The following is a 21,242-nucleotide window of genomic DNA, read 5'->3' on the forward strand; positions in this document are numbered from 1 at the left end:
GGATTTTTCGCCTCGCGGCGGAGCGACATTTTGCAACATCGCTTCTGTAAAACTGGCGTCCCCTAGGGGACTCGAACCCCTGTTACCGCCGTGAAAGGGCGGTGTCCTAGGCCACTAGACGAAGGGGACGCAAACCCTTCTATACAACTGATCAACGCTGAGTGTTGATCGCTTCGAAGCCGGTGTGGCCAGGCTTCGAAGTGTAAATTGGTGGAGCTAGACGGGATCGAACCGTCGACCTCTTGCATGCCATGCAAGCGCTCTCCCAGCTGAGCTATAGCCCCTCATCGTTGATGTCATCGCTGAGGACGGGGCGAATCTTAAGGGCGTATCGAAAGCCTGTCAAACTTATTTTTGAAAAATTTCAAAATTTTTCGTCGGCATAACAATCACTTACCGCCCTCCTCCCGAAAATCCGGCACTCGGGATACAGCGCGCCCCTGTAGGAGCTGCCGCAGGCTGCGATCTTTTGACGTTGTCTTTTGAAAACAAGATCAAGAGATCGCAGCCTTCGGCAGCTCCTACAAGGAAAGCAATCAGGCGATAGCGCCCAGCAGCTTTTCCCACTCTTTGTTTTCTTTCTTCGACACGCCGCCCAGCAGGTCAATCGCCTGACGCAGGCGATAACGGGTCAGGTCCGGCCCGAGGATTTCCATCGCGTCGAGCACCGACACCGAACTGGCTTGACCGGTAATCGCGGCAAACATCAGCGGCATGGCATCACGCAGCTTCAGCTCGAGGGATTCGACCACCGCCTGAATCGTCGCGGTGATGTTGTCCTTTTCCCACTGACGCAGGCTTTCCAGCTTCCACAGAATCAGTTGCATCAACTGGCGAACCTGATCGCCCGAAAGCTTTTTCGATTCGAACAGTTTGGCATCCGGATTGACGCCACCGGCAAAGAAGAAGCCGCCCAGCGGAGCAACCTGGCTGAAGGTTTCAACGCGGCCCTGAACGTGCGGCGCGATCTTCATCATGTATTCGGAGTTGAATGCCCACTTCTGCACGCGTGCGGCGAACTCTTCCACTGGCAGGTCACGCAGCCATTGGCCGTTGAGCCACGACAGTTTTTCGATGTCGAAGATCGGCCCGCCGAGGGACACACGCTTGAGGTCGAAGTTGTCGACCATTTCCTGCAGCGAGAACTTCTCGCGCTCGTCCGGCATCGACCAGCCCATGCGGCCGAGGTAGTTGAGCATCGCTTCCGGCATGAAGCCCATGCGCTCGTAGAAGGTCACCGAGGTCGGGTTTTTGCGCTTGGACAGTTTGCTTTTGTCCGGGTTACGCAGCAGCGGCATGTAGCACAGCTCAGGTTGTTCCCAGCCGAAGTATTCGTAAAGCAGGATCAGCTTCGGTGCCGATGGCAGCCACTCTTCGCCGCGCAGTACGTGGGTGATGCCCATCAGGTGGTCGTCGACCACGTTGGCGAGGAAGTACGTCGGCAGGCCGTCGGTCTTCATCAACACTTGCATGTCCATGCGATCCCACGGGATCTCGACGTCACCACGGAGCATGTCTGGCACCACGCAGACGCCTTCGCTCGGCACTTTCATGCGAATCACATGCGGTTCGCCGGCAGCCAGACGGGCCGCGACTTCTTCTTTCGACAGCAGCAGCGCGCGGCCATCGTAGCGTGGGGTTTCGCCGCGAGCCATTTGCTCGGCGCGCATCTGATCGAGTTCTTCAGCGGTGCAGAAGCATGGGAACGCGTGGCCCATGTCGACCAGTTGCTGGCAGTATTTCTGGTAGATGTCGCCACGCTCGCTCTGGCGATACGGGCCGTGCGGGCCACCAACGTCCGGGCCTTCGCTCCAGTCGATACCGAGCCAGCGCAGGGCGTCGAAGATCTGCTGTTCGGACTCGCGGGTCGAACGCAACTGGTCGGTGTCTTCGATGCGCAGGATGAACTCACCGCCATGCTGCTTGGCAAAGCAGTAGTTGAACAATGCGATGTAAGCGGTACCTACGTGGGGGTCCCCGGTAGGCGATGGCGCGATGCGAGTGCGGACGGTGGTCATGGCATGTCTCGAAAAGAATGAAAAGCAAAACAATCAAGCGGCGAATGGTAACAGGCGACACCCGCCCCGCTCCAGCGGGCAGGGCATTTAAGCCAAGTTTGCGGCTGGAACGCCCATAGACCGTGGTGAATGGCCGAATATCAACAGATGGCATTTACCGTTTATCGGCTGTATGCCAGATTCACCTGCTGATAACTTTCCTTACAATTCCTCGACTACAGTTTGCCCATGCCTGCCCAACTCAAGCGTCGCCTGTTTATTTTCCTGCTGCTGGTCCTGTTGATCGCCGGGGGCTTCTTCGCCCATTGGTTTTTCAAGGGACGCTTTTATGAAAGCACTGACAACGCCTATGTCCAGGGCGAAATCACCCGTGTGTCGAGCCAACTGAGCGCACGCATTGACGAAGTGCTGGTGCAGGACAACCAGCATGTGGAAAAAGGCCAGTTGCTGGTGCGCCTGGAGCCCAATGACTTCCGTCTGGCCGTGGATCGCGCCAACGCGGCCCTCGCCACCCGCGAAGCCGAGCGCCTGCAAGCGCAGAGCAAACTCACCCAACAATCGAGCCTGATTGCCGCCAGCGATGCGCAAGTGGCGACCACGCAAGCGACGCTTGGCCGTTCGCAGATGGACTTGTCGCGAGCAGAAACACTGCGCAAACCCGGTTACGTTTCGGAAGAAAGGGTGACCACCCTCTCCGCTGACGCCCACATTGCCCGCTCGCAAGTGGCCAAGGCCCAGGCCGACGCGCAGGGTCAGCGCCAACAGGTCAATGCCCTGAGCGCCGAAATCAAACGCCTCGACGCGCAGATCGCCAACGCCCGCGCCGACCTTGCGCAAGCCGAACTCAACCTCACGCGCAGCGAAATCCACGCGCCGATCAGTGGCCTCGTCGGCCAGCGCGCCGCGCGCAATGGCCAGGTAGTCCAGGCCGGCGCCTATCTGCTGTCGATCGTCCCGGACGAAGACATCTGGGTGCAGGCCAACTTCAAGGAAACCCAGATCGGCCACATGCAACCCGGGCAGAAAGCCGAGCTGACCTTTGATGCCTATGGCGACACGCCGATCGAAGCCCGGGTCGACAGCCTGTTCGCCGCTTCCGGCGCGCAGTTCAGTCTGTTGCCGCCGGACAACGCCACCGGCAACTTCACCAAGGTCGTACAACGGATTCCGGTGAAGCTGACCTTCAAGGCTGATAACCCGCTGCACGGCAAAATCCGTCCGGGCATGTCGGTCACCGCCACCGTGAACATTAAAGACGCCCCAGACGATGGCCGGTGATTCGCTGATCCGCCCCGTCGGCGAACCGACCCGGCGGGACTGGATTGCGGTGATGAGCGTGATGCTCGGCGCCTTTATGGCGGTGCTCGACATCCAGATCACCAACTCTTCGCTCAAGGACATTCAAGGCGCACTGTCTGCGACGCTGGAAGAAGGCTCGTGGATTTCCACCTCTTATCTGGTTGCGGAAATCATCATGATCCCGCTGACTGCCTGGCTGGTGCAGTTGCTCTCGGCGCGGCGGCTGGCGGTGTGGGTGTCGCTGGGTTTTCTGGTGTCATCGCTGCTGTGCTCGATGGCCTGGAGCCTTGAGAGCATGATCGTCTTCCGCGCCATGCAGGGCTTTACCGGCGGCGCGCTGATCCCGCTGGCCTTCACCCTGACCCTGATCAAACTTCCCGAACATCACCGCGCCAAAGGCATGGCGATGTTCGCCATGACTGCGACGTTCGCCCCGTCCATCGGCCCGACGCTGGGCGGCTGGCTCACGGAAAACTGGGGCTGGGAATATATCTTCTACATCAACATCCCGCCGGGCCTGATCATGATCGCCGGGCTGATGTATGGATTGGAGAAGAAGGAAGCGCATTGGGAACTGCTGAAAAGCACCGATTACACCGGCATTCTCACGCTAGGGATTGGCCTCGGCTGCTTGCAGGTTTTTCTCGAAGAAGGTCATCGCAAGGACTGGCTGGAATCGAACCTGATCGTGATGCTGGGCAGTATTGCGCTGGTGAGCCTGATCACCTTTGTCATTGTGCAGATCTCCAAACCCAACCCGCTGATCAACCTCGGCATCCTGCGCAATCGCAACTTCGGCCTGTCGAGTATTTCCAGCCTGGGCATGGGCGTCGGGTTGTACGGCTCGATCTATCTGTTGCCGCTGTATCTGGCGCAGATCCAGAACTACAACGCCCTGCAGATCGGTGAAGTGATCATGTGGATGGGCGTGCCGCAGCTGTTTCTGATTCCGCTGGTGCCGAAACTGATGAAGTTCGTCTCGCCGAAATGGTTGTGCACGATCGGTTTTGGCCTGTTCGGTTTGGCGAGTTTTTCTTCAGGGGTGCTCAACCCGGATTTCGCCGGGCCGCAGTTCAATCAGATCCAGATCATTCGCGCTCTGGGGCAGCCATTGATCATGGTGACCATCTCGCTGATCGCCACGGCGTACATCCTGCCGCAGGACGCCGGTTCGGCGTCGAGCCTGTTCAACATCCTGCGCAACCTCGGCGGCGCCATTGGCATCGCTCTGCTGGCGACATTACTGGATGCGCGGACCAAGACCTATTTCGATTATTTGCGTGAGGCGATTGTACCGACCAACCCGCAGGTGGCCGAGCGACTGGCGTCGATGACCGACCGCTTTGGCAGCGACACGGCGGCGCTGGGCAAGATGAGCGAGATCGTCCATCAGCAGGCGGCGATCATGGCCTACAACGATGCGTTTCATTTTGTCGGGATTGCGCTGGGGATCAGCATGTTGGCGATTCTGTTGACCAAGAAATTACCGCAGGGGCTGAAGGCTGGGGAGTCTCATTAGACCGCGTCGCCTCAATCGCGAGCAGGCTCACTCCTACAGGATTTGTGAACGCCACAGAACCTTGTAGGAGTGAGCCTGCTCGCGATGAGGCCCGGCCAGCCGGCGCAAATCAAACAGCCAGAAGGCGCTCGCGCAATTTGGCAATTTCATCACGCATCTGCGCCGCCGCTTCAAACTCCAGATCCCGCGCCAACTGATACATCTTCTCTTCCAGCGCGCGAATACGCTTGGTGATCTCGCTCGGCGAACGCAGTTCGGCTTCGTACTTGGCGTTTTCCTCAGCGGCTTTGGCCATGCCTTTGCGCTTCTTGCTGCGCGAGCCCGGCACGGTGGCGCCTTCCATGATGTCGGCGACGTCCTTGATCACCCCTCTCGGGGTGATGCCGTTCTCGAGGTTAAAGGCGATCTGCTTGTCGCGCCGACGCTCGGTCTCGCCAATCGCCCGCTCCATCGAACCGGTCATGCGGTCGGCATACAGAATCGCCCGGCCATTGAGGTTCCGCGCGGCGCGGCCAATGGTCTGAATCAGCGAACGCTCGGAACGCAGGAAACCTTCCTTGTCCGCGTCGAGAATCGCCACCAGCGACACTTCCGGCATGTCCAGACCTTCGCGCAACAGGTTGATCCCCACCAGCACGTCGAACGTGCCGAGGCGCAGGTCGCGGATGATCTCGACCCGCTCGACGGTGTCGATGTCCGAGTGCAGATAACGCACGCGCACGCCGTGGTCGGCGAGGTAATCGGTAAGGTCTTCGGCCATGCGCTTGGTCAGCGTGGTCACCAGCACGCGCTCCTCGACTGCCACACGCTTGCTGATTTCCGAGAGCAAATCGTCGACCTGAGTCAGCGCCGGCCGCACTTCAACCTGCGGGTCGACCAGACCGGTCGGCCGTACCACTTGCTCGACCACGCGCCCGGCATGTTCGGCTTCGTAGTTACCCGGTGTCGCCGAAACGAAAATGGTCTGCGGGCTGACCCCTTCCCACTCGTCGAAACGCATTGGCCGGTTGTCCAGCGCCGAGGGCAGACGGAAGCCGTATTCGACCAGCGTCTCTTTACGCGAACGGTCGCCTTTATACATCGCGCCGACTTGCGGCACGCTGACGTGGGATTCGTCGATCACCAGCAAGGCATCGGCCGGCAGGTAATCGTAAAGGGTGGGCGGCGCCGCACCGGCCGGGCGCCCGGACAGGTAGCGCGAGTAGTTTTCGATGCCGTTGCAGTAGCCCAGTTCGAGAATCATCTCCAGGTCGAAACGGGTGCGCTGCTCCAGACGCTGGGCTTCCACCAGTTTGTTGTTGCTGCGCAGGTATTCGAGGCGTTCCTGCAGCTCGACTTTGATGTGTTCGATGGCGTCGAGCAGGGTTTCCCGGGGCGTCACATAGTGGCTCTTCGGGTAGAAGGTGAAACGCGGCATCTTGCGGATGACTTCGCCGGTCAGCGGGTCAAACGCGGAAATGCTCTCGACTTCGTCATCGAACAGTTCGATGCGGATCGCTTCCAGATCGGATTCCGCCGGGTAGATATCGATCACATCGCCACGTACGCGGAACGTTGCGCGGGCAAAATCCATGTCGTTGCGGGTGTATTGCAGGTCGGCCAGACGCCGCAACAGCGCACGCTGATCGAGTTTGTCCCCGCGATCGACGTGCAACACCATCTTCAAATAGGTTTCCGGGCTGCCCAGACCGTAGATGCACGACACCGTGGTGACGATGATCGCGTCCTTGCGCTCAAGCAGCGCTTTGGTCGCCGACAGCCGCATCTGCTCGATGTGGTCATTGATCGACGCGTCCTTCTCGATGAAGGTGTCGGACGACGGCACATAAGCTTCGGGCTGGTAGTAGTCGTAGTAGGAAACGAAGTATTCGACGGCGTTGTTCGGGAAGAACGCCTTGAACTCGCCATACAGCTGCGCGGCCAGGGTCTTGTTCGGTGCCAGTACCAGTGTCGGGCGCTGTATCTGCGAGATGACATTGGCGATGCTGAAGGTCTTGCCCGAACCGGTCACACCGAGCAGCGTCTGGTGCGCCAGCCCGGCTTCGATGCCTTCCACCAATTGGCGAATGGCTTCCGGTTGATCGCCGGCGGGTTCGAAGCGGGTGACGAGCTGGAATTCGGACATATACACCTCTGGATCGCGGGGCTCCGAGCAGAGCGGAGCACCACGGGGACGACCGCAAACGACCGATGTCGCGCAAGAAAAAACCTGGATTGTGCTCAATGTGGTGGCGATTGCCTGTCCTTTCAAGGCAAACGTCCTGCATCAGGTAAAGACTCTGACACGGCCAAGCGACTAACGGTCGAGAAATAATCGGAAAAACTTGGCCTGAAAGCCCAATCGCCTGTCGCCATTGCTCAGTGATGGCCTCTATACTAGCTCCCCGTTTGTGCACCGCTCTAGTGCAATCGGCTGGAGCGCGACACGTCCCTCCACTCTCCATTCAGAGCCGCCGTAATAATGAGCCTGTTCTCCGCTGTCGAAATGGCACCCCGCGATCCAATCCTGGGCCTCAACGAAGCATTCAACGCCGATACCCGGACCGACAAGGTCAACCTGGGCGTGGGTGTTTACTGCAACGAAGAGGGGCGAATTCCCCTGCTGCGCGCCGTGATCGAAGCTGAAACCGTTCGCGCTGCTCAGCACGCTTCCCGTGGCTATCTGCCGATCGACGGCATCGCCGCCTACGATCAGGCGGTGCAAAAGCTGCTGTTCGGTAACGACTCGCCGTTGATCAGCGCTGGTCGCGTCATCACCACTCAGGCCGTCGGCGGGACCGGCGCACTGAAAATCGGTGCCGACTTCCTCAAGCAACTGCTGCCGAACGCCGTTGTAGCGATCAGCGACCCGAGCTGGGAAAACCACCGCGCGCTGTTCGAAACTGCCGGTTTCCCGGTGCAGAACTACCGCTACTACGACGCCGCCACCCACGATGTGAACCGTGCCGGCCTGCTCGAAGACCTCAACGCCCTGCCGAACGGCTCGATCGTTGTCCTCCACGCTTGCTGCCACAACCCGACCGGCGTCGACCTGAGCCCGGCGGACTGGAACAACGTGCTGGAAGCGGTCAAGGCCAAAGGTCACGTGCCGTTCCTCGATATGGCTTACCAGGGTTTCGGCGACGGCATCGACGAAGACGCCGCTGCTGTGCGCCTATTCGCTGAATCGGGCCTGACTTTCTTCGTTTCGAGCTCGTTCTCCAAGTCGTTCTCGCTGTACGGCGAGCGCGTTGGCGCCCTGTCGATCATCAGCGAGTCGAAAGAAGAAAGCGCACGCGTGCTGTCGCAGGTCAAACGAGTGATCCGCACCAACTACTCCAACCCGCCGACCCACGGCGCAAGCATCGTCGCCGCTGTGCTGAACAGCCCGGAACTGCGCGCACAATGGGAAGCCGAGCTGGCGGAAATGCGTCTGCGCATTCGCGGCATGCGTGAGCAAATGGTCAACCTGCTGGCAGAGAAAGCACCGGGCCGCGACTTCAGCTTCGTCGGTCGTCAGCGTGGCATGTTCTCCTACTCCGGCCTGACCACTGAACAGGTGCATCGCCTGCGCAACGAGTTCGGCATCTACGCGCTGGACACCGGCCGTATCTGCGTGGCTGCGCTGAACCAGAGCAACATCAAGGCTGTGACAGACGCGATCGTTCAGGTCATCTGATTTCGCTGCGTGATGAAAAACGGGAAGCCTGAGGGCTTCCCGTTTTTTATTTGTCCGAGGAAATGCAACATTCCCTCTAAACTGCACACAAATCCCATTGTAGGAGTGAGCCTGCTCGCGATAGCGGTGTGTCAAGCAATCATGCTTCGGCTGACAGGACGCTATCGCGAGCAGGCTCACTCCTACAGGGTTTTGTGTTAATCCGAGAGTTTTGTGAGAAACCAAATGAAAAACGACAACCTGCGCGCCGACCGTGACGACCTGGATGATTTCATCCCCCGCGCTTCGGCCAAACGTGAAAAAAGTCTGGTGCTGCAAGTTGCCGCTGGCGTCTTCCTGGGGGGACTGGTTCTGTGGCTGGTGCAACTGGCGGCGACTGCGGCCTACGCCAAACTGATGCTGGGCACCATCACCTTCGGCAGCTAAGCCAGTTCGCTCGCTCGCTGACTGGCGGCATCGTCATAAGCGACGTAGAGCGATTCGGCGATCTGACTCTTGATTGCCTTGGTGCTTTCAAGACCGAGAACAAACCCTTCAGCTTTGCCGCCCGCGCGGTTCAGCTCTTCAGCCGTGCTGGCCTGAGTGATTGCATCGAAGAGTTTTTCGGCGTGTGGGCCGACGCCTTTGGGCAGGCTGATCTGCGCGATGCTCATGCGAGCACCGCGCTGTTGCGATATTTACAGATTGAGTGATTCATGGCGCGTACCTTTTCGGCGAATGGCCGGCAGCGCGTGTGACCACTTCCGGGCAGCCATGGTAGACCTCTGATGCGGTTCTGGTAACCGCCAATCGCGGATAAACCACCGCCCGTCCCGCAGAATCACTTATTTTCATAACCGATGCTTGACTTCTCTTTTTGAATCAGTAACATACGCACCAATTCCGCAATAGCTCAGTTGGTAGAGCAAATGACTGTTAATCATTGGGTCCCTGGTTCGAGTCCAGGTTGTGGAGCCAAATAGCAAAGCCCCTGAATCGAAAGATTCAGGGGCTTTTTTGTGGGCGCTTGAAAAGATCACAGAACACCGATCCCTGTAGGAGTTGCCGAAGGCTGCGCTCTTTTGATCTCGAAATGAAAAAGGGCCGATCTGTTTAACAGGTCGGCCCTTTTCTATTCATCTGCAGCGGTCAGACATGCTCGCTGCTTTTCACCTGCGCCTTCGGCGCGCCATGCCCGTGGTCGTGATCATCAGGTTCGATCACCGGCACTTCATTGCCATCGCAGTCACGCAGTTTACCTTCGCTGAAGTAATCACCTTCGCGCAATGCCGCCAAGTCACGGAAGCGCAGGGTGCGCTCATCCGCTGCGGCAAACACCGACTGCTGATCCGAGTTACCGGTGGTGAAGTGGTTGAACGCCAGGTTCAACAGGATCGCCATGATCGCCGACGAACTGATGCCCGAATGGAAAATGGTCGCGAACCAGCTCGGGAAGTGATCGTAGAAGTTCGGCGCCGCAATCGGGATCATGCCGAAGCCGATCGAGGTGGCGACGATGATCAGATTGACGTTGTTGCGGTAATCAACCTTCGACAACGTGCGAATCCCGCTTGCCGCCACAGTGCCGAACAGCACGATACCGGCGCCGCCGAGTACCGACGTCGGCACTGCCGCGATCACCCGGCCCATGAACGGCAGCAGACCGAGAATCACCAGAAAGATACCGCCCGTGGCCACCACATAACGGCTCTTGATCCCGGTAACCGCCACCAGCCCGACGTTCTGGGCGAAGGCGCTCTGCGTGAACGAACCGAGAATCGGTGCAAACAGACTCGACAGCATGTCCGCACGCAGACCGTTGCCCAGACGTTTGGAATCGACCTTGGTGCCAATGATTTCACCGACCGCCAGAATGTCTGCCGACGTTTCCACCAGCGTTACCATGATCACGATGCACATCGACAGGATGGCGGCGATGTGGAAGGTCGGCATACCGAAGTGGAACGGCGTCGGGAAGCCGAACATTGGCCCCTGAGTGACACCGGAGAAGTCGGCCATGCCAAACACCACCGCGATGAGCGTGCCGATCACCATCGCCAACAGGATCGACAGACGCGAGATGGTTGAACTGCCGATCTTGCTCAGCACCAGCACCAGCAACAAGGTCACCGCCGCCAGCCCGATATTTTGCATGCTGCCAAAGTCCGGCGCATGGCTATTGCCGCCCATGGCCCAGCGAGCGGCCACCGGCATCAACGTCAGGCCAATGGTAGTGATCACAATGCCAGTGACCAAGGGAGGGAAGAACTTGGTGATTTTCGAGAACACCGGGGTAATCAGTAAACCGATCAATGAGGCCGCCATCACCGCGCCCAGCACCGACTGGAAGCCACCCTCCCCGCCACTGCTGACGATCGCGACCATGGTCGCAACGCCGGCGAACGACACACCCTGTACCAGCGGCAACTGACAGCCAAAAAACGGTAGACCCAGGGTTTGCAGCAACGTCGCCAGCCCCCCCGCAAACAATGAAGCAGCAATCAACAAACCAATGTCAGCCGGCGACAGCCCGGCAGCCTGACCGATGATCAGTGGCACCGCGACGATACCGCCATACATGGTCAGAACATGTTGCAGGCCGTAAGCCATATTCGCGCCGACCCCGAGATTCTCGTCCTCGGGCCGTTGGTGTGAAACATGGGGCGTTTTCATGGTGGGGGGTTCCCTGGTTTTTGTTATGCGCACACTGTATTCAATACTCGGGACAAATGTCCATAGAGTTGTATACAACTTATCAGTCACATAATGGATAGGTAGCCACCCAACCTTCTACCCCGGTGCTTCCATCGCCCACAAATCCGGCAACACATCCCTCTCTGTCTGCCGTCCATGCACAACTAGGCTGAAGTGCTCATGGCGACCGACGGTGCCGTCGCGCTGCTTTTTATACATATAAAGTATGCATAATGAAGTCATTCGACATTCAGTACGACAAAAGCAAGAACGCAGCCAACAAACTCAAGCACAAAGGGCTGAGCCTCGCCGAAACGGAATCGGTCTTCCACGACGAACGCGCGCTCACGATTGAGGACAACGACCATGACGAACAACGCTGGATCACCCTCGGCCTCGATGGCAAAGGACGCTTATTGGTCGTTGCGTACAGTTACCGCGAAGTGAATGTCGTTCGAGTTATTTCCGCACGTCTCGCCACACCGAGCGAACGTCACGAATATTTTCAGGAGGCTTGATCGATGAAAGACGAATATGACTTTTCTCAAGGCAAACGCGGTGCAGTGGCGTCAAACAAAGGCAAAACCCGCATCACCATCATGCTGGACGACGCAGTCATCGAAGCCGCACGCACGCAAGCCGAGAACGAAGGGTTCGGTTATCAGACGGTGATCAACAACACCCTGCGCCATGCCCTGCTCAATACCGGCAAACCGGAACAGGTCGACTCAACTGCCCATTCCGGTCAATTCAAGCAAGGCATTACTGCCACCGACCTGAAGAGCCTGGAAAGAAAACTCTCGGCAGCCATCGGTGAGATCCGCCGGGTTCTCGAACCCGAGGCCAAACCGTAGGCTTCAGGCCGGCACGATCAGTCGTTCAAACGCGCGGCGTACTGACGGCTGGTCCGGAACGTGCAGATCGAACTCCGTAGTCAGCACATCGATCAGCTCATCGATGCTGGTCAATTCACGCCGCTCGCTATCAGCGCCCATGCGATGGATGGCAAAGCTGCCGTTGTTCAAGGTCTTGCGCCAGCCATCACCGGTGCGCGCAACCATCAGGCGCTGAGCGAAAGGCGAATCGGGGTGCGTTGAGACGTACCAGTTGCCGATGGTGTAATCGATGTCTTCCTGGCGTTGCAGATCGAACAGGTACATCGAGCGCCATTCTCCGGCCACTTTGGCGCGCAACATGTAGCCATCGGCTTGTTTTTCGATGCGATAGGGTTCGTGCGGAGTGGCTTGCTCGGCCTCGGTATCGAGGACCAGCGGTGCCGTCGGCACCATGCCGCCGAAGCCGACGTCGGTGATGTAGCGCACGCCATCAAGGGTGACCAGACTCAAGCGGTGAGTCCGCGCCGTCCAGGTGCCTTCAGGCTGATTCATGACCACGCGACCGCTGATGGCCTGCGCGTCGAAGCCCAATTCCAGCAGCAAGGTGAAATACAGATTATTGAGCTCGTAGCAGTAACCGCCACGGCCATCGTGCAGGACTTTCTGCTCGATCGAGGCCAGATCGATCGGCACTGGCGCGCCGCTGATAGTCGACAGGTTTTCGAAAGGAAAGGCGCCGGTATGGCGCAACTGCAACTGGCGTAACGTTTCCAGGGTCGGTGCTGGCGGTGCGTCGAAACCCAGGCGTTGCAGGTACAGCTTCAGATTCGTCAGGCGTGGCTCACTCATTGCTCGGTCCTTATGCATGGGGCCGCAGATCACTGCGTTGATGGTCGCCATGTATACGGGATCAGGCGCTATTTTCGACAATTGATTTCACCAATCGCCCCTAGCGTTTTTTCCTTGAACCGATACGAATCCAAGTCGGCGCATGATCGCTGGCGTGCGGTTCGTTGCGCACCCAGGCGTCTACGCCGGCCTCGTGCAAATACGGACTCAGGGCTGGATTGAGCAGCAGATGGTCGATGCGCAGGCCGGAATTGCTTTGCCAGTGTTGGCGGAAATAATCCCAGAAGGTGTAGAGGCGGTCTTCGGGATACAGATGCCGCAGCGAATCGGTCCAGCCCTGGTCCAGCAATCGTTGATAACACTCGCGGCTTTCGGGTTGCAGCAGCGCATCCCTGAGCCATGAACGGGTGTTGTAGATATCCATGTCAGTGGGCACCACGTTGTAATCGCCGGCCAACACCACCGGGTGATCGCTGGCTTGCAGGTCCTTTGCATAACTGATCAACCGCTCGAACCACGCCAGTTTGTAGTCGAATTTCGGCCCCGGCTGCGGGTTGCCGTTGGGCAGGTACAGGCAACCAACCAGCACACCGTGCACCGCCGCTTCCAGGTAACGGCTGTGCTTGTCATCGGGATCGCCCGGCAAGCCGCGCCGGCTCTCCAGCGGTTGCGCGTCACGGGCAAGAATCGCCACACCATTCCATGAAGCCTGGCCGTGCCAGATCGCGCCATAACCGGCGGCCTCCAGCTCGGCAGCGGGAAAGGCGCTGTCCAGCGATTTCAGCTCTTGCAGACAGACGATGTCCGGTTGCTCGCGCTTGAGCCACTCCAGCAGATTCGGCAGCCGTGCGCGCAGGCCATTGACGTTGAACGTGGCGATTCGCAGGTTTTTCATCGGCTGAGGCTCCTGCCCGTAGCATGTGAAAATTGTGACCTTGCGATCACTGTGCTGGTTGCATCGGATATGGCTGCTACGGCGTAATAGGCGCTCGCCTTTGCCCGAACTGTCGAGAGCTGTATCCCATGCACACCACACTGCAAGGCCAGGGCATCGTCCTGCGCCCGCTTCAATATTCGGACGCCGAAGCGCTGGTCCGCGCAGCCGCTGACGGCGAGTTGTGGAACCTCACCGTGACCGTCGTACCGTCCGCGACAACCGTCGACAGCTACCTGAAAAAAGCCCTCGACGGGCGTGATGCCGGCACGATGTTGCCGTTTGCAATCACCTTGAAGGACAGCGGCGAAGTGATCGGATCGACGCGTTTCTGGAAGATCGACCCGCTCAATCGCAAACTGGAAATCGGCAGCAGCTGGATCTCGGCGAGCTGGCAGAAATCCTTCGTCAACACCGAAGCCAAATACTTGATGCTGCGCCACGCGTTTGAAGTGTTGAATTGCGTGCGCGTGCAGTTCACCACCGACGAGAACAACCAGAAGTCACGCAACGCAATCCTGCGCCTCGGCGCGCAGCAGGAAGGCATCGTCCGCCACGAACGGATCATGCCGGACGGGCGCAAGCGCAACTCGGTACGGTTCAGCATCATCGACGACGAATGGCCGCAAGTGCGCTTGCACCTGGAACAGAAACTCGCCGGCTACAGCGCATAAGGCTCAGGCGCGATTGCGCAGCCATTGCAGGAAGCCTTTTTTCGCCACCACCACCGGCACTTCCTCGGTCAGGGATTGCGCCTTGTGCAAGCGGTAGTCGAGCAAGGCTTTCATCGCATCGTTAATGTCGTGACGGGCGTCGAGGCACGGTTTGAGGTACGTCTTCTCGATGCGGTACAGGGCGCAGAAGGTTTTCGCGGCAAACTTCGCCGGCACCGAGGAATCGGAAAGAATGCCCGCCTCGCCGATGACTTCGCCGGGGCCCATGCGTCCGGACTCGAACGGTGCGCCATGGCGGGTCAACGTCACCGTGACCACACCCGACTCAATAATGAACAAGTGATCGCTGACCTCCCCCGCCTCAAGGATTGTCTCGCCAGCCCGGAAGGTTTGCAGGGTCATGTTCTGGCTGAACGTGTCTTTCTCTTCCTGGCGCAGGGTCGAGAAAATCGGCGAACTGTCGAGCAACGCCCGTGGCCGCGACAGGTTGGTCGGTGCACTGCTTTCTTCACTCGACAGCAGATTGACCCCGGACGCCTGCAAGTGCCGATACGCCAGATCGAACAGCTGATTGCGTACTACTCGCTTCTCGCCCATCGAGGCGACGAAACCACTGATCTCATACTCCGCCCCCGTGCTGCCGGAGCTTTTCAGCGCGACGCTCGGCGCTGGTGTGTCGAGCAGTTGCCGACAGCCCTGCATCGCCCGTTCCAGTGCATCGATCACCGAGTTGGGCCGCGCGTGCGGGCTGACCTGCACGCTGACCGCGACGCCGAACATGTTGCTCGGCCGACTGAAGTTGATGATCTTGGCCTTGGCTGCCAGCGAGTTGGGAATCACTGCCATGCTGCCCTGACTGGTTTGCAGACGCGTGGCGCGCCAATCGATGTCGGTGACCCGCCCCTCGGTGCCGTCGATGGATATCCAGTCATCCAGTTGATAAGGCTTGGTGGTGTTGAGGACGATCCCGGAAAACACGTCGCTCAAGGTGCTCTGCAAGGCCAGGCCGACGATGATGGCCAGTGCACCGGACGTTGCCAGCACGCCTTTGACCGGCAGATCCAGCACATAAGCCAGTGCCGCAATGATCGCAATAAGGAAAATCACCGCGCCAAGCAAGTCCTGCAACAGCCGCCCGGTGTGGCCGACCCGCTGCATCATCACCGCGCCAATCAACACCGTCAGGGTGCGCGCACCGAACAGCCACCAGCCGATCTGCAACCCGGTCGCCGCCAGGTGCAATGGCACATTATCGGCCCACGGCGCAGGCTCCATCGGGTTGAGCCCTTCGTTGAACAGCAGCACGCTGAACAGGCTGAAAATCAGCACCCGCACCAGCAGTTTCCACTCACTGCCATGGGAGCTGATCAGACGCCACAGACCCAGATCGAGGAGGATCAGGACCAACGCGCAAAACAGGGGATGTTCAGTCAGCAGAGACAGCATCAAACAACTCCGACGAGGGCCAATCGCGAGAAGATCGCACAGATTGGGTCAGTGTAGGAGCAATTGATTTCAGAGGATGAACCCCCTCTCACTGGCAACAAAAAAACTGTAGGAGCTGCCGCAGGCTGCGATCTTTTGATTTTTAAAAACAAAGTCAAAAGATCGCAGCCTTCGGCAGCTCCTACAGGGGTTTGTATTAGCCGTGCATCCGGCCAAAGCGCCCGGACTGGAAGTCGGCGAACGCCTGGTGGATTTCCTGCTCGGTGTTCATCACGAACGGCCCGTGACCGACGATCGGTTCATCGATCGGCTCGCCACTGAGCAGCAGCACAACCGCATCCTGACTGGCTTCGAGGGTGAGTTGCCGACCATCGCGTTCGAACAACGCCAGTTGCCCTTGCTCCGCCGATTCCTTTCCATTGATCTGCACCGAGCCCTTGAGCACCACCAGTGCAGTGTTACGCCCTTCGTGCAGATCCAGCGTCAGCAACTTGCCGGCGTTCAGACGCAGATCCCACACATCGATTGGCGTGAAGGTTCGCGAGGGGCCTTTGTGGCCATCGAACTCACCGGCGATCAAACGCAGGCTGCCGGCGTTGTCCTTGAGCGCAATGCTCGGAATATCGCCATCGAGGATCGTCTGGTAACCCGGCGCGGCCATTTTGTCCTTGGCCGGCAGGTTGACCCACAACTGGACCATTTCCAGTTTGCCGCCGGTTCGGGCGAAGTTTTCCGAATGGAATTCCTCATGGAGGATGCCTGAAGCGGCGGTCATCCACTGCACATCGCCAGGGCCAATGGTGCCGCCACTGCCGGTGGAATCTCGATGCTGCACTTCGCCGTCATAAACAATCGTCACGGTTTCAAAACCACGGTGTGGATGTTGACCCACGCCGCGCCGTTCGGTGGTCGGCGTGAATTCGGCAGGCCCGGCGTGATCGAGCAGCAGGAATGGGCTGATGTGTTTGCCCAGGTTGTCGTAGGAAAACAGCGTGCGTACCGGAAAACCATCGCCGACCCAATGGCCGCGAGGGCTGGTGTAGATACCGATGATGTTTTTCATGGTGGACTCCAAATCAGTGAGTGACGCAATGGATTAAGCTTAAATCCATGACGATCAATGCACTAGATGGCAAAAATCACCCTCAGCGTTCCATGAGGAGAACAGTCATTCCCGACCCTACATGAGTTCCGGAATGATTCATGACCAGAGGTCAAAGGTGCTTTGTCCCACCGACGGTTTTTCCCATGGATACAGACGCGGATACTCCTGCCCATTCCCACTGCAACCCTGGAGTCCTGCATGTCTGTCCCCGCTTTCGGTCTTGGTACGTTTCGCTTGCAAGGTCAGGTGGTCATCGATTCGGTGAGCACCGCCCTTGAGCTCGGCTATCGGGTCATCGACACCGCACAGATCTACGAAAACGAGGCCGATGTCGGCCAGGCTATCGCCGCCAGTGGTATCCCCCGCGAAGAATTGTTCATCACCAGCAAGATCTGGATCGCCAATTTTGCCGGCGATCGCTTGATCGACAGCCTCAAGGAGAGCCTGCAAAAACTGCAGACCGACTATCTCGACCTGACGCTGATCCACTGGCCATCGCCGGACGATCAGGTGCCTGTCGAAGAGTTCATGAGCGCGCTGCTGGAGGCCAAGCGTCTGGGCCTGACCCGACAGATCGGCATTTCCAACTTCACCATCGACTTGATGAAACAGGCGATTGCTGTCGTGGGAGCCGAGCATATCGCGACCAACCAGATCGAACTGCACCCATACCTGCAAAACCGCAAAGTGGTGGAATTCGCCAAGAGCCAGGGCATCCACATCACTTCTTACATGACCCTCGCTTACGGCGAAGTGCTGAAGGATCCACTGATCCAGCAGATCGCCGAACGCCTGCACGCCACCCCGGCGCAAGTCACTCTCGCCTGGGCCATGCAATCGGGTTATGCGGTGATTCCATCGTCGACCCGGCGCGCCAACCTGCAAAGCAACCTCGGCGCCACGGCACTGACGCTGAGCGAGGCCGACATGGCGCAAATCGCCACGCTGGATCGCGGCCATCGCCTGACCAGCCCGAAAGACATTGCGCCTGTCTGGGACTGACGGTTCAGTCCTGAAGGCGCTGCGCGAGGCCCTGCATGGCCTCGCGCAGCGCATCGATCGCCATCCCCATGGTCCCAGCTTCAGCCTCAGCCTCGCGGCAGGCCTGCTCCAGATCAGCGCAGGCCGATACCAGCCGCGCCGCGCCGACCATCTGCGCCCCGCCCTTGATATGGTGGGCCAGCTCGCGCAACCCTTCGCGGTCATGCTCATGGTGCAGATTGTCCAGTCGCTGCAGATCATGGTGCAGGCTGCTCAGCACTTCCCCGCGCAGATGCTCGATCAGTGAGTGATTGCTGCCCGCCATTTGTTCCAGCGTACTCAGATCAATTTCTGTCAGTGGATCTTCCTCGATCGGCTCGACCTCTATGTCGCAACGACTGGCGCCATTCAACGCCTGCTGCAAATCGTGCAAGCGAATCGGTTTGAACAGGCATTCGTCCATGCCGGCTTCGAGACAACGCAGCTTTTCTTCAACCTGTGCGTTGGCGGTAAACCCGAGGATCAGACAAGGTGCCTGCCCGCTCGCAGCCTCTTCCTCACGAATGGCCACAGCCAGTTCGTAGCCATTGCGCCGGGGCATGTTGCAGTCGGTGATCACCACATCGAACGGCTGTGCCCGCCAACGCTCCAGCCCTGCATGACCGTCCTCGGTATCAACCGTGCGGTGGCCGAGTTCACTTAACTGCCAGCAGAGCAACAAACGGTTAACCGGATGGTCGTCGACCACCAGAACGCTCAGTGAGCATCCGCCAGCGTCCGGTGTTGCAACGGGCGCAGGTGCTTGCGCGAGTGCGGCCAGCAGCGGCAGTTCGAGACTGACTTCGACTTGCGTTCCGTGACCTGGCTCGCTGTCCAGGCGCAACGCACCGCCCATCATTTCGCAGAGACTGCGACTGATCACCAGGCCCAGCCCGGCGCCGCTGCGCAGCGGTTGCGCGGTATTGCTCGCTTGCACGAACGGACTGAACAAGCGCTGCCGATCCTGCGCGCTGATGCCTATTCCGCTGTCCTCGATGAAAACCTTCACCGCCACGCGCTCGGCGCAGGTCACCGTCAGCGCAAGTCGCAGACTCACCTCGCCCTGTTCAGTGAACTTGATGGCGTTGCTCAGCAGGTTCGATAGCACCTGCTTGAAGCGCGTCGGATCAATCAACACATCGACGTCGCTGCATGCATCGAGCTCGATGTGCCACAGCAGGCGCTTCTGCCGCGCCAGTCCCTCGAACACCCGGCAGACCGACACCACCAGTTCACGCAGATTGACCCGTTCAGGGGCCAGGGACAGATGCCCGGTTTCAATCCGTGCGATGTCAAGAATGTCGCCGATCAATGCCAGCAATTGTTGCCCGGCGTTGGAGGCCACTTGAATCGCCAGACGATCGGTCACGCCCTCCTCGGCCCGTTTCAAGGCCAGTTCGAGCATGCCGATCAACGCATTCATCGGTGTGCGGATTTCATGGCTCATGGTCGCCAGAAACGTGGTCTTGGCCCGGTTGGCGTCATCTGCCGCTTCCTTGGCTTGCTGCAATTGCTGCAACCACTGCTGACGCTGACGGATCTGCCAGCGCTGAAATCCGATCCAGCCCAGCGCCAGCACCAGCAAGCCCGCCGCACCGGCAAATCCGAGGATTATCTCGCGGCGATGACGCAGCCAGTAGCTGTCATCGACCACCACATCATGGCTCCAGCGTTCAACCAATTCGTCCATCTGCTGCGGAGCGATGCTCAGCAGGGCCTTGTTCAGGATCGAATTCAACGCTGCAGCCTGCGGCGCAGTGGCCAGTGCAATACGTGCCGGTTGATCACCGACGGTGCTGATGATGCGCAAACGCTCGCGGTAAAGACGGGCGATCAGGTAACGCGCCACCAGCAATGAGCTTACGGTGGCGTCAGCCTGTCCCTTGGCAACCATTGCCATGCCTTCGGCGGGGCTCGCGACTTCGATGAAGCGTATTCGCGGTAGGCGCTGCTGCAGGTATTCGCGCAACGGGTGACCGCGATAAATGGCCAGGCGTTTGCCCGCCAGATCGTCAAGATTGCGTGGGCTCTGCGCAGTCGTTGCACCGACCAGCACGAACGGATTGTTCAGATAGGCGCGGGTGAATTGCAGTTCGCTTTCCCGCTCACTGCTGGGTGTCACCACGGGCAGCACATCCAGTTCACCGGCCTGCAACTGCACAATCTGGCGATCCAGTGAGACGCCACGGACGATGTCGAAATTCAATCCGCTGCGTTGACTGATCAGGCTCAGCAGTTGCGCCGACAACCCGCTGAATCGGCCATCGGCATCAAAAAAAGTCAGCGGTGCGAAGTCTTCGATGCCGCCCACGCGCACCACCGGATGTTGATCCAGCCAATGCTGTTCGGCGGCACTCAATTGCACCCGTGCCTGCCCGGCCATTTCGGCAGGTCCGGCACTCCAGCGCAGCTCTATGCGGTGTCGCTGGCTCATGGGAATGCTGGCCAACGCCTTGTCGACAAGGCGTTTGAGGCGCGCCTCGCTCCGCAACATCGCAAAGCCGAACGCGTTGGCATCAAGCCCTGCCGGTCCCGCCAGATGCAAGTCGTTGCGATAATTGGTGTTGATCAAATAGTTGGCACTGATGAAGTCACCCAGGTACACGTCATCGGCGCCGAATGCCACAGCGCCGAGAGCGTCCATCGCCGAGGGGTAACGTTGCACGCTCGCCTCGGGGTAGAACGCCTGCACGGTCGCCAGTGGCAGATAATCCTCGACCATGGCTACGCGCTTGCCCGCTAGGTTCGCGGGCAAGGTTTCATCGAGCCTCGTCACCAGCATCGGCTGATCTTCAGCGTAGGCGCGGGACAGAATGAACGCGGGATCGGCTGTCTCGAAACTGTTCGACGTTCCCAACAGATCGAGGTCGCCACGCTTGAGTGCCGCCATCACCAAATCCCGGTTGGCAAAGCGCCGCACTTCAATACCGGTGCCGAGCAGTTGCGCCAGAAGGTCAGCGTAATCGGCCGTGAGCCCTTCCAGCTCATGCTGATTGCGGGTGATCTCGAAAGGTGGGTAATCGGGCCCGGAAATGCCCATGCGCAATAGCGGATGCTGGCGCAGCCATTGCCGATCCTGTTCGTCCAGACGAACCTTGATATTTTCCACGCTGGCGCGGGTCAGCACCTCCAGCACCTGTGGCGCTTCATTGGCCCAACAAGAAACCACGAGGCTCAGCCACAACCCGCAAACCTGAACGCCGCGGATCAT

The 21,242-nt window shown here is 59.1% G+C and carries 17 protein-coding genes and 3 tRNA genes; 9 read left to right on the top strand and 11 right to left on the bottom strand.

Annotated features, from left to right (window positions below; translation table 11 throughout):
• Positions 1 to 53 precede the first annotated feature (53 nt).
• The 3 genes from JFT86_RS26595 to gltX form a co-directional block, all read right to left on the bottom strand.
• Positions 54 to 129: transfer RNA gene (locus tag JFT86_RS26595), tRNA-Glu, on the bottom strand.
• 79 nt (positions 130 to 208) lie between these two features.
• Positions 209 to 284 (bottom strand) — tRNA-Ala (locus JFT86_RS26600).
• 252 nt (positions 285 to 536) lie between these two features.
• Positions 537 to 2,018, bottom strand: a complete 1,482-nt coding sequence (gene gltX / locus JFT86_RS26605) for a glutamate--tRNA ligase (protein ID WP_007913414.1) — start codon at positions 2,016 to 2,018, stop codon at positions 537 to 539.
• 228 nt (positions 2,019 to 2,246) lie between these two features.
• Between gltX and JFT86_RS26610 the strand changes: the two genes are divergently transcribed.
• Together JFT86_RS26610 and JFT86_RS26615 are read left to right on the top strand one after the other, a co-directional pair.
• Positions 2,247 to 3,296, top strand: a complete 1,050-nt coding sequence (locus tag JFT86_RS26610) for an HlyD family secretion protein (protein WP_201239083.1) — start codon at positions 2,247 to 2,249, stop codon at positions 3,294 to 3,296.
• A 49-nt stretch (positions 3,297 to 3,345) separates the two neighbouring features.
• Complete coding sequence (locus tag JFT86_RS26615) at positions 3,346 to 4,836, top strand: MDR family MFS transporter (protein WP_201239185.1); 1,491 nt, start codon at positions 3,346 to 3,348, stop codon at positions 4,834 to 4,836.
• Between the two features lie 109 nt (positions 4,837 to 4,945).
• Here JFT86_RS26615 and uvrB read toward each other — a convergent pair whose 3' ends face one another.
• Entirely contained in the window at positions 4,946 to 6,961 is a 2,016-nt protein-coding gene (uvrB, locus tag JFT86_RS26620; RefSeq protein WP_007913411.1) for an excinuclease ABC subunit UvrB, read from the bottom strand.
• Positions 6,962 to 7,297: 336 nt separating this feature from the next.
• Between uvrB and JFT86_RS26625 the strand changes: the two genes are divergently transcribed.
• Both JFT86_RS26625 and JFT86_RS26630 read left to right on the top strand, forming a co-directional pair.
• Complete coding sequence (locus JFT86_RS26625) at positions 7,298 to 8,494, top strand: amino acid aminotransferase (RefSeq protein WP_201239084.1); 1,197 nt, start codon at positions 7,298 to 7,300, stop codon at positions 8,492 to 8,494.
• Positions 8,495 to 8,719: 225 nt separating this feature from the next.
• Positions 8,720 to 8,920: a hypothetical protein gene (locus JFT86_RS26630; protein ID WP_053118898.1), complete on the top strand. Its 201-nt coding sequence runs from the start codon at positions 8,720 to 8,722 to the stop codon at positions 8,918 to 8,920.
• On the opposite strand, the gene JFT86_RS26635 is transcribed toward JFT86_RS26630, so the two are convergent.
• Complete coding sequence (locus JFT86_RS26635) at positions 8,917 to 9,147, bottom strand: hypothetical protein (RefSeq protein WP_047600188.1); 231 nt, start codon at positions 9,145 to 9,147, stop codon at positions 8,917 to 8,919. The two genes, JFT86_RS26630 and JFT86_RS26635, sit on opposite strands and share 4 nt — an antisense overlap.
• Before the next feature lie 228 nt (positions 9,148 to 9,375).
• Here JFT86_RS26635 and JFT86_RS26640 point away from each other — a divergent pair.
• Positions 9,376 to 9,451, top strand: a tRNA-Asn gene (locus JFT86_RS26640).
• Positions 9,452 to 9,622: 171 nt separating this feature from the next.
• On the opposite strand, the gene JFT86_RS26645 is transcribed toward JFT86_RS26640, so the two are convergent.
• Positions 9,623 to 11,146 (bottom strand): nucleobase:cation symporter-2 family protein, encoded by a 1,524-nt coding sequence (locus tag JFT86_RS26645; protein WP_201239085.1) that lies wholly within the window; start codon positions 11,144 to 11,146, stop codon positions 9,623 to 9,625.
• Positions 11,147 to 11,400: 254 nt separating this feature from the next.
• Here JFT86_RS26645 and JFT86_RS26650 point away from each other — a divergent pair, with 254 nt between their 5' ends.
• Together JFT86_RS26650 and JFT86_RS26655 are read left to right on the top strand one after the other, a co-directional pair.
• The gene (locus tag JFT86_RS26650; RefSeq protein WP_103304844.1) at positions 11,401 to 11,685 is read left to right on the top strand and encodes a BrnT family toxin; all 285 of its coding nucleotides are present in this window, start codon (positions 11,401 to 11,403) and stop codon (positions 11,683 to 11,685) included.
• Between the two features lie 3 nt (positions 11,686 to 11,688).
• Complete coding sequence (locus JFT86_RS26655) at positions 11,689 to 12,021, top strand: BrnA antitoxin family protein (RefSeq protein ID WP_201239086.1); 333 nt, start codon at positions 11,689 to 11,691, stop codon at positions 12,019 to 12,021.
• 3 nt (positions 12,022 to 12,024) lie between these two features.
• Here JFT86_RS26655 and JFT86_RS26660 read toward each other — a convergent pair whose 3' ends face one another.
• Together JFT86_RS26660 and JFT86_RS26665 are read right to left on the bottom strand one after the other, a co-directional pair.
• A complete protein-coding gene (locus JFT86_RS26660; protein ID WP_201239087.1) occupies positions 12,025 to 12,852 on the bottom strand; it encodes an arylamine N-acetyltransferase in 828 nt (275 codons plus the stop codon).
• A 100-nt stretch (positions 12,853 to 12,952) separates the two neighbouring features.
• The gene (locus JFT86_RS26665) at positions 12,953 to 13,747 is read right to left on the bottom strand and encodes an exodeoxyribonuclease III (RefSeq protein WP_201239088.1); all 795 of its coding nucleotides are present in this window, start codon (positions 13,745 to 13,747) and stop codon (positions 12,953 to 12,955) included.
• A gap of 128 nt (positions 13,748 to 13,875) precedes the next feature.
• On the opposite strand from JFT86_RS26665, the gene JFT86_RS26670 reads away from it, so the two are divergent.
• Positions 13,876 to 14,460: a GNAT family protein gene (locus JFT86_RS26670; RefSeq protein ID WP_201239089.1), complete on the top strand. Its 585-nt coding sequence runs from the start codon at positions 13,876 to 13,878 to the stop codon at positions 14,458 to 14,460.
• A 3-nt stretch (positions 14,461 to 14,463) separates the two neighbouring features.
• Here the strand turns inward: JFT86_RS26670 and JFT86_RS26675 are convergent, their stop codons facing one another.
• Both JFT86_RS26675 and JFT86_RS26680 read right to left on the bottom strand, forming a co-directional pair.
• Complete coding sequence (locus tag JFT86_RS26675) at positions 14,464 to 15,906, bottom strand: mechanosensitive ion channel family protein (RefSeq protein ID WP_201239090.1); 1,443 nt, start codon at positions 15,904 to 15,906, stop codon at positions 14,464 to 14,466.
• Between the two features lie 196 nt (positions 15,907 to 16,102).
• Positions 16,103 to 16,969, bottom strand: coding sequence for a pirin family protein (locus tag JFT86_RS26680; protein WP_201239091.1), 867 nt, complete (start codon positions 16,967 to 16,969; stop codon positions 16,103 to 16,105).
• Positions 16,970 to 17,209: 240 nt separating this feature from the next.
• On the opposite strand from JFT86_RS26680, the gene dkgB reads away from it, so the two are divergent.
• Positions 17,210 to 18,013 (top strand): 2,5-didehydrogluconate reductase DkgB, encoded by an 804-nt coding sequence (gene dkgB / locus JFT86_RS26685; RefSeq protein WP_201239092.1) that lies wholly within the window; start codon positions 17,210 to 17,212, stop codon positions 18,011 to 18,013.
• 4 nt (positions 18,014 to 18,017) lie between these two features.
• Here dkgB and JFT86_RS26690 read toward each other — a convergent pair whose 3' ends face one another.
• Positions 18,018 to 21,242 carry a transporter substrate-binding domain-containing protein gene (locus JFT86_RS26690; RefSeq protein ID WP_201239093.1) on the bottom strand — a complete coding sequence of 1,075 codons (3,225 nt, stop codon included), beginning with the start codon at positions 21,240 to 21,242 and terminating at the stop codon, positions 18,018 to 18,020.

The sequence above is a fragment of the Pseudomonas sp. TH06 genome (assembly GCF_016651305.1).
Classification (GTDB): Bacteria; Pseudomonadota; Gammaproteobacteria; order Pseudomonadales; family Pseudomonadaceae; genus Aquipseudomonas.